This is a genomic window from Bradyrhizobium sp. ISRA430 (assembly GCF_029909975.1).
GTDB lineage: Bacteria > Pseudomonadota > Alphaproteobacteria > Rhizobiales > Xanthobacteraceae > Bradyrhizobium.
In genome coordinates, this window is sequence record NZ_CP094516.1 from 4,432,599 (window position 1) to 4,445,085 (window position 12,487).

The 12,487-nt window shown below is 65.0% G+C and carries 11 protein-coding genes; 7 read left to right on the forward strand and 4 right to left on the reverse strand.

The annotated features are described in order from the left end of the window. Nucleotides 1–193 precede the first annotated feature (193 nt). The 5 genes from MTX21_RS21175 (at nt 194) to MTX21_RS21195 (ending at nt 6,115) form a co-directional block, all read left to right on the forward strand. Complete coding sequence (locus MTX21_RS21175; protein ID WP_280966636.1) at nt 194–1,237, forward strand: C-terminal binding protein; 1,044 nt, start codon at nt 194–196, stop codon at nt 1,235–1,237. Nucleotides 1,238–1,322: 85 nt separating this feature from the next. Then, entirely contained in the window at nt 1,323–2,663 is a 1,341-nt protein-coding gene (locus MTX21_RS21180) for an extracellular solute-binding protein (RefSeq protein WP_280966637.1), read from the forward strand. Nucleotides 2,664–2,829: 166 nt separating this feature from the next. Continuing rightward, nucleotides 2,830–3,786: a sugar ABC transporter permease gene (locus MTX21_RS21185; protein ID WP_280966638.1), complete on the forward strand. Its 957-nt coding sequence runs from the start codon at nt 2,830–2,832 to the stop codon at nt 3,784–3,786. Next, entirely contained in the window at nt 3,779–4,675 is an 897-nt protein-coding gene (locus tag MTX21_RS21190; protein WP_280966639.1) for a carbohydrate ABC transporter permease, read from the forward strand. The genes MTX21_RS21185 and MTX21_RS21190 overlap by 8 nt, the downstream gene beginning before the upstream one ends. Before the next feature lie 84 nt (nt 4,676–4,759). Further along, nucleotides 4,760–6,115: an esterase-like activity of phytase family protein gene (locus tag MTX21_RS21195; RefSeq protein ID WP_280966640.1), complete on the forward strand. Its 1,356-nt coding sequence runs from the start codon at nt 4,760–4,762 to the stop codon at nt 6,113–6,115. A 156-nt stretch (nt 6,116–6,271) separates the two neighbouring features. Here the strand turns inward: MTX21_RS21195 and MTX21_RS21200 are convergent, their stop codons facing one another. Together MTX21_RS21200 and MTX21_RS21205 are read right to left on the reverse strand one after the other, a co-directional pair. Beyond that, nucleotides 6,272–7,948 (reverse strand): mucoidy inhibitor MuiA family protein, encoded by a 1,677-nt coding sequence (locus MTX21_RS21200; RefSeq protein ID WP_280966641.1) that lies wholly within the window; start codon nt 7,946–7,948, stop codon nt 6,272–6,274. A gap of 155 nt (nt 7,949–8,103) precedes the next feature. Then, the gene (locus MTX21_RS21205) at nt 8,104–8,724 is read right to left on the reverse strand and encodes a response regulator (protein ID WP_280966642.1); all 621 of its coding nucleotides are present in this window, start codon (nt 8,722–8,724) and stop codon (nt 8,104–8,106) included. Nucleotides 8,725–8,927: 203 nt separating this feature from the next. On the opposite strand from MTX21_RS21205, the gene MTX21_RS21210 reads away from it, so the two are divergent. Beyond that, the gene (locus MTX21_RS21210; RefSeq protein ID WP_280966643.1) at nt 8,928–9,950 is read left to right on the forward strand and encodes an AraC family transcriptional regulator; all 1,023 of its coding nucleotides are present in this window, start codon (nt 8,928–8,930) and stop codon (nt 9,948–9,950) included. Nucleotide 9,951: 1 nt separating this feature from the next. Here the strand turns inward: MTX21_RS21210 and MTX21_RS21215 are convergent, their stop codons facing one another. Continuing rightward, nucleotides 9,952–11,163 carry an NnrS family protein gene (locus MTX21_RS21215; RefSeq protein ID WP_280966644.1) on the reverse strand — a complete coding sequence of 404 codons (1,212 nt, stop codon included), beginning with the start codon at nt 11,161–11,163 and terminating at the stop codon, nt 9,952–9,954. Nucleotides 11,164–11,296: 133 nt separating this feature from the next. On the opposite strand from MTX21_RS21215, the gene MTX21_RS21220 reads away from it, so the two are divergent. Next, on the forward strand, nt 11,297–12,007 hold the full coding sequence (locus tag MTX21_RS21220; RefSeq protein ID WP_280966645.1) for a Crp/Fnr family transcriptional regulator: 711 nt from the start codon (nt 11,297–11,299) through the stop codon (nt 12,005–12,007). Between the two features lie 69 nt (nt 12,008–12,076). Here the strand turns inward: MTX21_RS21220 and MTX21_RS21225 are convergent, their stop codons facing one another. Beyond that, a complete protein-coding gene (locus MTX21_RS21225) occupies nt 12,077–12,274 on the reverse strand; it encodes a DUF1858 domain-containing protein (protein WP_270162734.1) in 198 nt (65 codons plus the stop codon). Nucleotides 12,275–12,487 lie beyond the last annotated feature (213 nt).

Below are 12,487 nucleotides of genomic sequence, written 5' to 3' on the forward strand. Positions count from 1 at the left end.
GGGCGAGACCAATTAGCAACCTGTTACGGGCAGCTCCGTAGAAGCCCGGATCGTGAGTGGAAAACCGACCGTTTCCACCGCCTCCAGCAACCGGGAATTGTACGCGATCGCCGCGATTTCGCGTAAAAGACGCAAAGGCCCGTCACGGGTGCGGGCCACAACAAGAACCGACAAACCAAATCGGGAGCAGGGAATGCCGAAATACAGGGTGGTGACGCCGAAGGGCGCGAGCTTCACGGTCGCCGGCAGCGATTATTCGTACGAGCGCGAGGCGCTCGATCCGATCGACGCCGAGATCGTCGAGGCGCCGGCCAACGAGGCCGAGTTCATTGCAGCCGCAAAGACCGCCGACGCCATCTATGCCAAGGGCATGCCGATCACCAAGACCGTCATCGACGCACTGGAGAACTGCAAGGTCATCACGCTCGGCTCGGTCGGAGTCGACAGCGTCGACGTGAAGGCCGCAACAGCGCGCGGCATTCCCGTCACCAACATCCCCGACACCTTCATCGAGGAAGTTGCCGACCACGCCATGATGCTGCTGCTCGCCGGCTTCCGCCGCCTGGTCGAGCAGGACCGGATGGTGCGCACCGGCCGCTGGGCCGAGGGCAGGCCTGCGCTGCTCAAGATCCCGCGGCTGATGGGCCAGACGCTCGGCTTCATCTCCTTCGGCCGCGTGGCGCGTGCAGTTGCGAAACGCGCAGCTCCCTTCGGCCTGCGCATGATGGCCTACGATCCCTTCATCCAGGAAACGCTGATGTACGATCACGGCGTGATGCCGGCGACGCTGAACGAGGTGTTGTCGCAATCCGACTTCGTCTCGATGCACGCGCCGGCTCGGCCCGAGGTGCATCACATGCTGACCGAGAAGCATTTTCGCCAGATGAAGAAGGGCTCCATCTTCATCAACACCGGCCGCGGCGCCACCGTGGACGAGGAAAGCCTGATCAAGGCGTTGCAGGAGGGGTGGATCGCGCACGCCGCGCTCGACGTGCTGGAGAAGGAGCCGCCGTCGCACAACAATCCCCTGCTCGACATGGAGAACGTGACCCTGACCGCCCATGTCGCCTCGGCCTCGGCACGCTTCGACGAAGCGCGCAAGCGCCGCGTGGGCTACGAATTGTCACTGGTGCTTCAGGGCATGTGGCCGGTAAGCTGCGTCAATCCGTCGGTGCTGCAAGACACCGCGCTCCGCCGCTGGCAGCCTGTCAGCATGGACCGCGGGCCGAACAGCTAGGCGGCCGGCGCAAAAACGCGCCGAAAGACCGGAAGACCCTTCACCGGCGATCAACGCCGGGAAGGGAGATAACAGGGAGGAACTGATGAGGAACGACCTCACACGTCGTGACGCCTTGGCGCTGGGCCTGTCCGCTGCGGCGCTCGCCGCAACCGGTGCTGCGGCGCAAACAACACCATCTCCGATCAAAGCCGCCGATGTTCCGGCGCCGAAGCTGCCGGTCGAGAAGGGCGCAACCTTGCGCATGCTGCGCCCGGTCCGCTTCGTGCAGCCGGACGAGGACGTATTCCGCGCCAACGCCAAGCGCTTCACCGACGCGACTGGCGTCGAGGTGAAGGTCGACTTCGTCGGCTGGGAAGACATCGCCCAGCAGACCGCGGTGACCGCGAACTCCGGCGCCGGCCCGGACATCATCATCGGCTTCTCCGACGCGCCGCATATCTATGTCGACAAGCTGATCGAGCTCACCGACGTCGCCGACTATCTTGGCAAGCGCTACGGCGGCTGGCTGCCGCTGGCGCAGAAGTACGGCATGAAGAGCAAGAGCGAGTCCTGGATCGGACTGCCGTTCGGCGCCACTGCCGGTCCCCTGATCTACCGCAAGTCGATCCTGCAATCGGTCGGCTTCGACAAGGTTCCGGAGGATCACGCCGGCGTTGTCGACCTCTGCCGCAAGCTGCACAAGGCCGGCAAGCCGGCCGGCTTCGCGCTCGGCAATGCCAAGGGCGACGGCAACGGCTTCGCCAACTGGGCGCTGTGGTCGCACAATGCCTCGCTGCTCGACGAGGATGGCAAGGTCGTCATCAACAGCAAGGAGACGATCGCCGCGCTGAACTGGGTCAAGGAGCTGTACCCGACCTTCATCGCCGGCACGCCGTCATGGAACGACGTCAGCAACAATCGTGCTTACTCGTCGGAGGAGATCTCGCTGACTGCCAACGGCGTCTCGCTGTACTTCTCGCTGAAGAACGATCCGGCGACCCGTGCCATTGCGGAGGACAGCGAGCATCAGTTGCTGCCGAAGGGCAACGCGAAGATCTCGCCGATGGCGGGTCTGACGCTGAACGCGATGGTGTTCAAGCACAGCCCGTATCCCAACGCGGCCAAGGCGTTCCTGCAGTTCATGCTGGAGAAGGACCAGTATGAGCCGTGGCTCAACGCCAACTCCGGCTACTGGGCCCAGCCGCTGGCCGCCTACGCCGAGGCCAAGGTCTGGACCGAAGATCCAAAGGTCGCGATCTTCAAGAACACGATGAACAGCACCTATTACGATGGCTACAAGGGGCCGATCTCCTCGGCGACCGGCGCCGTCAGCGCCGATTACGTGCTGGTGCAGATGTGTGCCTCCGTCGCGACCGGCGCGGCGACGCCGGAACAGGCGGCCGCCGAGGCGGAGCGCCGCTGCAAGCGGTACTTCCGGCGGTGACAGCGCACTAGCTGTTCTCCGTCATTCCGGGGCAATGCGACGGGACCGCGCGAGCGCGGCCCGGAGCATCGAACCCGGAAGCTCGAGATTCTCTGGTGCGCGATTGCGCACCAGAGTTCGGCGCTTCGCCGCCCCGGAATGACAGTCTCAAGCAGGACACACCCGAATGTCCGTGACCACACTCTCCTCTCCTGCCCTCGCGCTGCGGCAGCCGTCGTGGCTGGTGCGGCTGTTCGACTACAAGCCGTTCCTGATCGTGATGTGCCTCGCGCCCGCGATCGGGCTGCTCGCCGTCTTCCTCACCTATCCCCTCGGCCTCGGCATCTGGCTCGCCTTCACCGACACCACGATCGGACGGCGCGGCGTCTATGTCGGCCTCGAGAACTTCCAGTATCTGCTCACCGATCCCCTGTGGTGGAGCGCGGTGTTCTACAGCGTGTTCTATACGGCGGTGGCGACCTTCGGGAAGTTCGCGCTCGGCTTCTGGCTGGCGCTGCTGCTCAACAACCAGTTTCCGTTCAAGAGCCTGCTCCGCGCCATCGTGCTGTTGCCCTGGATCGTGCCGACCGTGCTCTCGGCGCTGGCGTTCTGGTGGATCTACGATCCGCAGTTCTCGATCATCTCCTATCTCCTGGTCGACGTGCTGCATTGGCGCTCGAGCAACATCGACTTCCTCGGATCGGCCTGGCCGGCGCGCTTCTCGCTGATCGCCGCCAACATCTGGCGCGGCATTCCCTTCGTCGCGATCTCGTTGCTGGCCGGCCTGCAGACCATCTCGCCATCGCTCTACGAGGCCGCGATGCTCGACGGCGCCAGCGCCTGGCAGCGCTTCCGCTACATCACCTTCCCGATGATGATGCCGATCCTCGCCATCGTCATGACCTTCTCGATCATCTTCACCTTTACCGACTTCCAGCTCGTCTATGCCATCACCCGCGGCGGGCCGGTGAACTCGACGCACCTCCTGGCCACCCTCGCCTTCCAGCGCGGCATCGCCGGCGGCGAGCTCGGCGAGGGTGCGGCGATCGCGGTCTCGATGATCCCGTTCCTGGTGTTCGCGACGCTGTTCTCCTATTTCGGTCTCGCACGCCGCAAATGGCAGCAGGGAGAGGGCAATGACTGACACCGCCGCGCAACCGTCCGCCGTCGGCAACGCCGCGCCCGACACCATGGCCTGGGATTCCGGGCTGCGGCGGCTGATGATGATCTACCTGCCGCTCGGCTGCTTCGTGCTGATCCTCTTGTTTCCGTTCTACTGGATGGCGATCACGTCGTTCAAGCCGAACGCGGAGCTGATGAACTACAGGGATCACAACCCGTTCTGGATCTCCTCGCCGACACTCGCCCACATCAAGCATCTGTTGTTCGACACCGCCTATCCGCGCTGGTTGAAGACGACGATGCTGGTCGCGATCGGCTCGACCACGCTGTCCCTGATCGCCAGCACGCTCGCGGCCTACGCCATCGAGCGCTTGCGCTTCCGCGGCAGCCCCTATGTCGGCCTCGGCATCTATCTCGCCTATCTGGTGCCGCCGTCGATCTTGTTCATTCCGCTCGCCACCGTCGTGGTGCAGTTCGGCCTGTTCGACAGCCCGATGGCGCTGATCCTGGTCTATCCGACCTTCCTGGTGCCGTTCTGCACCTGGCTCCTGATCGGCTATTTCAAGTCGATCCCCTACGAGCTCGAGGAATGCGCGCTGGTCGACGGCGCCACAAGGCTACAGATCCTGCGGCGGATCACGCTGCCGCTCGCCGTGCCCGGCCTGATCTCGGCCGGCATCTTCTCCTTCACCCTGTCCTGGAACGAGTTCATCTACGCCCTCGCCTTCATCCAGAGCGGCGCGAACAAGACCGTGCCGGTCGCGATCCTGACCGAGCTCGTCACCGGCGACGTCTATCAGTGGGGCGCGCTGATGGCGGGATCGCTGCTCGGCTCGCTGCCGGTTGCGATCTTCTACTCGCTGTTTGTGGACTACTACGTGTCCTCGCTGACCGGCGCGGTAAAGGAGTAGCAAACGCCTGCGGCGTTTGGTCCGCCTTCACACTACTGCAATACGCGATCCGCATAAGACGGCCTCCGTCAACAGGAGACGCACATGCGCGCGACCTTTCTCGCTTCCGTCGCAACCATCCTTCTCGCCGCGAGCCCCGCGCTCGCGCAGAACGAAGGCGAATTCCCCGCCAAGCTCGCCGGCCACGTGGTGATGCCGGCCGAATCGTTCATCGACGCGCCGGCGGATGCGCCGGCCGATCTCAAGACCTCCGGCAAATACACCACGGGCAAGCGCGTCGACGCGCTCGGCACCGTGATGGGCAAGTCCTATGAGCGGCCGACCGGCGTGTCGCTGCCGTTCAAGGGCCAGCCGCTGCAGGGCCATTCCGGCATCAAGTCGATGGGTGACGGCACTTTCTGGGTCATCACCGACAACGGCATGGGCGCGCGCGCCAACTCGCCGGATTCGATGCTGTACCTGAACCGCTACAAAATGGATTGGGCCAGCGGCAAGATCGAGCGGCTTGAGACGGTGTTCCTGCACGATCCCGACAAAAAGGTGCCGTTCCGCATCATGCATGAGGACACGCAGAAGCGCTACCTCACCGGCTCCGACTTCGACACCGAAGGTTTTCAGATCATCGGCGATGCCTTCTGGATCGGCGACGAGTTCGGCCCCTACATCCTGAAGGCCGACAAGACCGGCAAGATCCTCGGCGTGTTCGAGACCGTCGCCGACGGCAAGCCGGTGCGCTCGCCCGATCACTGGGCGGTGCAGACGCCGGGCGCGCCGGGCGCGACCTACACCAATGTCAATCTGCGCCGCTCCAAGGGTTTTGAGGGCTTTGCCTCCTCCAAGGACGGCAAGTTCCTCTATGGCCTGCTCGAGGGCCCGCTGTGGGAGGCCGACAAGAAGGATTGGGAGAAGGTCGACGGCAAGGAAGCCTCGCGCATCCTCGAATTCGACGTCGCCGCGGAGAAGTTCACCGGCCGCTACTGGCAGTATGTGTTCGAGCAGAACGGCAACGCCATCGGCGACTTCAACATGATCGATCCGAGCGCCGGCCTCGTCATCGAGCGCGACAACGGCGAAGGCACGCCCGACAAGGCCTGTCCGCAAGGCGCCCGCGGCGAGAACTGCTTTCCTGACGTCGCCAAGTTCAAACGCATCTACAAGATCGAGCTGTCGGACGCCAACGTCGGCAAGCCCGTGCGCAAGATCGGCTATGTCGATCTCTTGAAGATCAGGGATCCCGACAAGCAGGCTAAGAAGCCGCTCAACGACGGCGTCTACACCTTCCCGTTCTTCACCATCGAGAACGTCGACCGCGTCGACGAGACCCACATCATCGTCGGCAACGACAACAACCTGCCGTTCTCGTCGAGCCGCGATCCCAACAAGGCCGACGACGACGAGTTCATGCTGCTCGAGGTCGCCGACTTCCTGAAGGCGAAGTAAGGCGGTTACTCTCTCCAACCGTCATCGCCCTTGACCGGGCGATCCAGTACGCCGAGACGCCTGTGTGATACGGAAATGCCTCGGCGTACTGGATGCCCCGCCTTCGCGGGGCATGACAGCGGAAAGAGCTACCCGCACTGTGAATTCCGCTGGACTCTATCCCGCCGGCACGATCACCATGCCCTTGTCCTTCGGCCAGCGGATGCGCCAGGCGAAGTTGATGTCCTTGATCTCGCCGGGCTTGGCTTCGAACGACCATTCCAGCACGCCGCGCCTGTCGCGGATATTGCTTGCGGTCGGCGGCGTGGTCGAAGGCAGCATCTCGACGACGATGTCCTCGTTCTCGCTGACCGGCAATTGATCCTCGATCGCGACGTGAATCGGGAAATCATGACCGTTGCGGATGGTGGTCTTGAACGCGCGTTCGTCGGTCTTCGACGTCGTGACGAGCAGGCCGGCCGAGCCTTCGTTGCGCTTGAGCACCGCGCGCTCGATCTTGACCTTGTCGTCGGCGCCGAAGCCGAGCCGCACGGTCTCGTCCTTGGCGGAGGCCGAGATCTTGCCGCGGCCGACGAAGATGCCGTCGCGATAGATCGCGACCTTGCCAGGCAATAGCGTCGCCTCATCGGTCTGCTTGAAGCTGGCTTCGAGGAAGGCGGTTGGATCCAGCACCGGCGCGGCGCGCACCGCGAGATCGGCGGGCACCGTCATCGAGGCGATACGCAGGCTCTTGGTGCCCTCCGCGGCGCCGAGGCTGACGCGCCCCGGAATCTTGAAGGTCGCCTGGAAGTCGCCGATCTCGGCCACCGCCTGCTGCTCGTCGGCGCGCTCGGGCGCCTCGGCGGCTTTGGACATAGGTTCGAATTGCGCCGAACGCTGGCGGAAGCTCGGCGCGGCCCGCGCCAGGTCCGAGGCCGTGCCCAGGGCCAGCGGCTTCGGCACTTGCGGATACTGCGCGATCAGTGAGTTCAGCTCCGGCGCGCTGCCGCCGCGGCCGATGCGGACGGTGGAGACGCCGAGCGCGACATTGGACCAGTCCTCGCCGGTCGATTGCGTGACTTCGGCGCGGCGGACCAGCTCCAACTGCGGCTTGCGATCCTTGGCGCCGGTGTCGAGGCGCGCATCATAAAGCGGCGCCCAACGCGCGCTGCGCACGGCGTAGGTCACCCGTAGCGTCGCCTTGGTTGCGGCCGCTGCGGCAACGTCGATCCGCACCTCGAGCTTGCTCGGCGGCTTGGCGGAGCGCTCGGCTTCGAGTTGCGCGATCTGGCGATCGATCTCGCGCTGCTTTCGCGCGGCGTCACGGATCGCGGTGTCGGCGGTGGCGATCTCCTCGGCCACTGCAGCAAAAGCCGCGCGCCATTCCGTGATCGGACGAGCCTCGCCCTTGTCGCCGAGACCGGCCGGCGAGGCTTCGGCAAAGTGCTGGGCGAACTTGCGCCGGGCGGTGGCCGCATCGATCGACCCTTGCAGGTCGGCGCGCTGATCCTTGAGGTCTTCGATGCGCTTGTCGAGCTCCGGCAGGTTGACGGGTGGCGCCGCGCGAGGCGGCCGCGCATCGATGGTGCCGATGGTGAGCTTCGCCCCCGCTTCGCCCTCGACCCGCAGCGAAGACGGATCGAGCGAGAGCGGAAAGTCCTTGGCGACCAGCGTGCTATCACCGGAAGAGAGGTCCAGTGTGATGACGCGGGTGACGCTCGCGCCATCGGGGTAAACGGTGACGGTATCGATGGCCGATGTGGCGTTCACGTCGGCGGCCCAGGCCGGCAATGCGGCCGCTGTGGTCAAAAGGACCAGGCTCGTCGTCGCCAGACACTTCATAATCGTGCGCATGAAATTCCCTCCTGCCATCACGCGCCGCCAGCCGGACGCGTGATAAGTGCCACGCCATCGTTGTGAGACGCGGCGGGGGAGGAACCGGTTCGATTGGGGCTTCCGTGGGGCAGCGCTGCGGCAGGCCCGTGACCGCGGAACGCGTCTCCGCGTCTTTAGCTTTGATTAACCGTACCCTGGCCGTAGATGCGGCGGAGCAGATCGGTCACGTTCCTGGCGCCGGCCTTTCTGAGGATGGTGGCGCGGTAGCCCTCGACCGTGCGCGCGCTCAGTTGCATCCGGCGAGCGATCTCCTTGTTGGTCAAGCCGGCGGCGAGATGCTCGAGCACGTCGCTTTCGCGCTCGGTCAGAGGCTCGCACCCGGCCAGCCAGCGCTGACGGTTCGGCGTCGGCGGTACAAATTCGTCGATCGCAGCATCGATCCGCTCGACGATGTCATGCGTGCGGAACGGCTTCTCGATGAAGTCGAACGCGCCGCTCTTGATTGCGTCAACCGCCATGGCGATGCTGCCGTTCGCCGACGTCACCAGCACCGGCGCCATGCAATTCTCCTCGCGCAAGCGCTTGAGCACGTCGAGGCCGGAGCGATCGGACGGCATCTCCAGGAGCACGCAGGCTGGCATCCGCGCCTTCGCTTCCGACAGCAGGGACGCGCCGTCGGCAAAGCAGATCACGTCATACGCATTCTGCTGAAGCGCGAGTGAGAGTTGTTCACGCAATGCCGCATCGGTGTCGATGACGAATACCTCACCCCTGGAAAGCACGTTCCCTAGCATGATCCCGATCCAGCAATGTCTTGGTCAAATGGTCCGAGACGGCGGCCGGCGTTATCGCCCCGCCCCCGTCATGAGCACGGCATTTCCGCCGGTGCTTCGGTTTTCCCTTATGTATGTTCCAGCGGGTTCCCCGATTTGACGGACCGGGACAGAAAATTTACATTTCGGGACATCTGCGGGAATGGCTGGCAGGAACGGTTCGCATGACCGACCTCATTCGCAGCGCAGGCCTGACCTATTACCCGGAGGTCGCCCGGTCGGTGGGGCTCGACCCCAGGCAGATGATGCGCAAGGTCCGCCTTCCGCTGGCCTGCCTCGACAAGCCCGATATTCCCATTGCTGTCTCGGGGCTCCGTCGCCTGCTCGAACTGTCGGCAGACGTATCCGGTGCCGAGGATTTCGGCTTGCGCCTCGCCGAACGTGGCGGCCTGACCAATTTCGGCTCCGTCGGCCTGATCGTGCGCGAGCAGGCCACGATCGGCGATGCGATCGACGCATTCTCGCGGTTCATCCACGTCCATCACGACGGCATGAAGCTCGACGTCGTGCGCAACAGGACGACCGTGACCGTCACGCTGCATTTGCGTGGCCGGCAGCCGAGCGCCTCGCGCCAGTCCATCGACATGGCACTGGGCAGCATCCACCGCATCATCCAGTCGCTGTTCGGTCATGACTGGCGCCCGCAGGAAGTGCATCTGCACTATCCGCCGCCTCGCGACCGCCAGCGCTACCGCGAATTCTTCGGCTGCCCCGTGACCTTCAACGCCGGCGACGATGCGATCCTGCTGTCGGCCCACGACATGGACCGCCGGATCCCGAGCGCGCATCCGCTGATCGCGAGCTATCTGCGCAAGCGGATCGAGGCGATCGAGATGCGGCCCGCTAGCTGGGAGCAGAAGGTCGACGAAGTCGTGCGCACCCTGCTCGCCAGCGGCGACTGCACCGTCGAACGCGTGGCGGAGCACCTCGCCTGCACCCGCCGCACCATCCACCGCCGCCTCGCCGAAGCCGGAACCAGCTTCTCGGCCATCCTGGACGCGCGCCGCGCCGAGCTCGTGATCCAGTTGATCGAGGCCCCCGGCCGGCCGCTGTCGGCGATCGCCACACAGCTCGGCTTCTCCGCGCAAAGCGCCATGGCGCGCTGGTTCCGGAGCCGCTTCGGCTGCACCATCACCGAATGGCGCAGGGGCGTGCGGCCGCAGGCCTCAACGGCGACGGCGGCCTAAGTCAGCGCGCCGGCGCGACCGCGTACACTATAGCTAGCGCACGCAATCGGCTGCCGAGCAGCAGCGGACCGAACGCAATGGCAAAGCCGAGGAAGGCGGCGACCCAGCCGCAGGCGGCAACATGCAGCAGTACGTCGCCATGCGCCGGCCATACCGCCGCGGCGATCCGCGCCACCGCCGCGATGATGATCGCGACATAGATCGCCTGCGTCGCCCACGAGGCCGTCAGTGCCTGCCCGGTATGGCCGAGGCTCGCGCGGGTCATCACCGCGAGCGTCATGACACCGGCCGCGCCCGCCATCCAGGCGTGGATGCCGGCACTCGGCGGCAGGGCGCCGAAGGCGGCCGCCGCGTGCAGCAGAAAGCCGAGCGGGACGAAGACGTAACCGACATGCAGGATCAGGAGCAGCCGCTCGCGCGAGGTGCGGTCGCCGGCCCAGCGCGCAAGCCGCACCAGGTGCAAGCTGCCGACGACCATCATCGCAACACCGGTGACGGTGCTGAGCGGCGCCACGATCCACGCGATCAGCGCCAGCGCGCTGCATCCGATCACGGCGCCGTCGAAGCGGCCGAACGGCACTGGCAGGCGGCCGGGATTGACCTTGACCAGCCAGTTGCGGGTGAAGCTCGGGATGATGCGGCCGCCGATCAGCGAGATCAACAGCACGACCACCGAGATGCCGACGCGGATGCTGACATCGGCCGCGCCCTCGACATGCGCTTCGAGATGAAAGGCGACGTTGCCGGCGAGCAGCATGAGCACGAGCATCACCACCGGCAGGTTGCGCCAATTACCGCCGGCGATGATCTCACGGGTTGCGGCGGCGACGACCAGAGCCAGGAACGCGGCATCGACCGCGAGTGCAAAGGCCCAGCCGAGCTCGGCCGACAGGGTCATCGCCACGCGTCCGGCGAGCCAGACCACCACCAGCGCGCCCAAGGATCGACCCCGGATCGGCAGCCGCCCGGTCCAGTTCGGGATCGCCGTGAACAGGAACCCCGTGATCACCGCCGGCAGGAAACCATAGAGCATTTCGTGGACATGCCAGTCGCGCGGCGCAAAGGCCGATGTCAACGACACTTCGCCATAGAACATCGGCAGCCAGACCAGGATCGACAGCGCGGCCTGGATCGCGGCCAGAAGAAAGAAGGGGCGGAAACTATTCGCGAACAGCGGCCAGCCTTGCGAATTGCGGGATCGGGCGCCAGCCATGGGGCAACTCCAGGGAGATCAGATCGTTGTCAGGAAAAATATCGCCACCCGGCCGGCCGGTTTTGCGCTATCGCAAACTGTCGGACGATTGGAGGTGCCATCACACTCCGGAACACCGCGCATTGGAGGCGGGATGGCCAAGGTCGATACGTCGCTGGTTGCACATTTGCCGCTGTTTGCGGGCTTCAAAGCCGAGGAGCTCGAGGAGATCCTTCGCGAGGCCCGCTCGGCTCGCTACCCGAAGAACAGCGCCATCTTCGAGCAGGGCGCGGACGCGCACGCTTTCTTCCTGTTGCTGCACGGCCATGTCCGTGCCGCCAAGACCACGCCGACGGGCGAACAGATCGTGGTGCGCTATGTCGCGCCCGGCGAGACTTTCGGGCTCGCAATGGCGATCGGGCTCGCGCAATATCCGGCGACCGCGACCGCCGTCGACGACAGCGTTGTGCTGATCTGGCCGACCGCCGCCTGGCCGCGGCTGGTGGAGCGGTTTCCATCGCTTGCCGGCAGCACATTGCGGACCGTCGGATCGCGCCTTCAGGAAAGCCATACCCGTATCCTGGAAATATCGACCCAGCAGGTCGAGCAGCGCGTCGCGCACGCACTGCTGCGGTTGGCAAAGCAATCGGGCAAGAAACTCGACCATGGCATCGAGATCGATTTCCCGATCAGCCGCCAGGACATCGCACAGATGACCGGCACGACGCTGCATACGGTCAGCCGCATCCTGAGCGGCTGGGAGAGCCAGGGCCTCGTCGAGAGCGGCCGCCAGCGCATCATCCTGCGCGACCCGCACAGGATCGTCGTGTTGGCGGAACGGAATCCGGACAGCGGGCCGGCGTGAGGGTTGACCTCTCCCCGCATCCACCTTTCGCTGAAGCTTCGGCGGACAAGAGCGGGGCGAGGTCTGTCCTTACGCCGGCACGCACTCGCACAGCGCAGCCAGGAACTTGTCGCGGTCGATGCCGTGCTCGCGGCAGGCATCATCAACCGTGTGGAACGTTGCGATCGGACAGCCGACACAAGCCATCCTGAAGGCAAGAAACACCCGGATCGTGTGCGGCGCCGTACGCATGATGTCATCGACCAGATCGTCGGATCGGAAAGGCATGGACAACTCCGTTCCGAAACGACGATAGCGGAGGCGGCGGAGGTATCTTTGTCGAAGCGCAAGCTGGCGGAGGCTTCTCTCCCTCTCCCCGTTCTTACGGGGAGAGGGTCGGGGTGAGGGGCTGCTTCCGCATTCACGACAAGAGCTGGGCTCGCGGAGAGTCCCCCTCACCCGGAATTCAAGCTGGCGCTTGAATTCCGACCTCTCCCCGCA

What these genes read in the sequence shown, in the direction of transcription:
- MTX21_RS21175 (WP_280966636.1), top strand. Translation starts at nt 194, where the DNA reads ATGCCGAAATACAGGGTGGTGACGCCGAAGGGCGCGAGCTTCACGGTC.
- MTX21_RS21180 (WP_280966637.1), top strand. Translation starts at nt 1,323, where the DNA reads ATGAGGAACGACCTCACACGTCGTGACGCCTTGGCGCTGGGCCTGTCC.
- MTX21_RS21185 (WP_280966638.1), top strand. Translation starts at nt 2,830, where the DNA reads ATGTCCGTGACCACACTCTCCTCTCCTGCCCTCGCGCTGCGGCAGCCG.
- MTX21_RS21190 (WP_280966639.1), top strand. Translation starts at nt 3,779, where the DNA reads ATGACTGACACCGCCGCGCAACCGTCCGCCGTCGGCAACGCCGCGCCC.
- MTX21_RS21195 (WP_280966640.1), top strand. Translation starts at nt 4,760, where the DNA reads ATGCGCGCGACCTTTCTCGCTTCCGTCGCAACCATCCTTCTCGCCGCG.
- MTX21_RS21200 (WP_280966641.1), bottom strand. Translation starts at nt 7,948, where the DNA reads ATGCGCACGATTATGAAGTGTCTGGCGACGACGAGCCTGGTCCTTTTG.
- MTX21_RS21205 (WP_280966642.1), bottom strand. Translation starts at nt 8,724, where the DNA reads ATGCTAGGGAACGTGCTTTCCAGGGGTGAGGTATTCGTCATCGACACC.
- MTX21_RS21210 (WP_280966643.1), top strand. Translation starts at nt 8,928, where the DNA reads ATGACCGACCTCATTCGCAGCGCAGGCCTGACCTATTACCCGGAGGTC.
- MTX21_RS21215 (WP_280966644.1), bottom strand. Translation starts at nt 11,163, where the DNA reads ATGGCTGGCGCCCGATCCCGCAATTCGCAAGGCTGGCCGCTGTTCGCG.
- MTX21_RS21220 (WP_280966645.1), top strand. Translation starts at nt 11,297, where the DNA reads ATGGCCAAGGTCGATACGTCGCTGGTTGCACATTTGCCGCTGTTTGCG.
- MTX21_RS21225 (WP_270162734.1), bottom strand. Translation starts at nt 12,274, where the DNA reads ATGCCTTTCCGATCCGACGATCTGGTCGATGACATCATGCGTACGGCG.